The sequence below is a fragment of the Psychrobacter sp. 1U2 genome, assembly GCF_051847575.1.
The window spans coordinates 1-1,204 of sequence record NZ_JBPYDC010000326.1; the positions used below are offsets into that span (position 1 = coordinate 1).

A 1,204-nucleotide genomic window follows, 5' to 3' on the forward strand; every position below is an offset into this window, starting at 1 on the left:
CCACCAAATAGAATTGGGCAGACAAACGAATACGGGCATTGCCAGATCCGACAACGCCCGCTTCAAACACTTCTTCTTTTTGTAAACCCTGAGAGCGACCGCCAAGTAAACGGGGAACGACCAGCATAAAAACGACTAGTCCTATAGCGGCTAGAATAAAGGCGACTGCTGACCAATTAAAAGCAGACATGATAATACGTGCTCCTCACCCAATCTGGTGTCATAAATAACGCAAACCATTGTTCTACAAAGAATAATAGCATAGCATTACCTGACGCAGACGAAAACACAAAGACTGTGCTGGTAACAACCAATTATCAAGATTATTGACGACGGTCATAAGACGATACCAACCGTAGATTTATCTAAGTACTAAAAACAGTAAAGCAATCTACCGATCTTCGATGTTGACACTCAGAACAGAGACACTGATAGTCTTTAGCCATGCTATCAGACAAAAACTGTAGCATATCTAGATAAAGGCTGGTCATCAAATCCATCTAATAAAGACGCAAGATAAATTTATTAAATCAATATCATATTTAGACATTTAATTGATTTAATAACTCATTACGCGTAATCAACAATGGTATGACAACTGGCATAAACTGTTTGCTCACTATACGCATATCACCCATTAAAAGCCAGTTTTTAACAGTATTATATAGTCATTTTATATGCTACAAAATATGTATTTTATAAAACAAAATGTGCTATCCACTACTAAAACTATAACAGGTCAGATCGTTTGGTTGACAGTCCAATATTACTGATAAAAATACTGAATAATGTAATTAAGTATCAAAAAACACAACTGATATATTTAAATATAATAGCACTATACAGCAGAGTATTTGACATGCGTGGCAAGACTGCGAGTATTGTAAACCAAATATATCCAATTGCAACCTGCCCATAGTGCTACTTTAAATAAACATTGCTATGTGTGGTGTTGCTATAGGGTTTTTAGTCAATAAAAAAGAGGTATATCCAAGTAATGGACTACCTCTTTATCAATGATAAAATGATAAATCAATCAATACTATCGTCTTGCATCAATTGATTATTGGTTGATGACATCTACCCCTTTTGGCGGGGTAAAGTTAAACTGACTGCTGCTGACACTTGGGTTAAGCTTGATGCCATTAAACTTAATCGATGTGGTTTGTCCAAGTGTGTCATTTAATACCATCATGACCGGTTT

General features: G+C 35.9%; 1 protein-coding gene and 1 pseudogene. Both read right to left on the reverse strand.

Annotation, left to right across the window (positions count from 1 at the left end; all coding sequences use genetic code 11):
- The coding region (locus ACS8FD_RS15530; protein WP_439276513.1) for an NADH-quinone oxidoreductase subunit A at positions 1–190 on the reverse strand (190 nt) is incomplete at its 3' end.
- 873 nt (positions 191–1,063) lie between these two features.
- Positions 1,064–1,204 (reverse strand): annotated as a pseudogene (locus tag ACS8FD_RS15535) (outer membrane lipoprotein chaperone LolA); the annotation flags it as partial.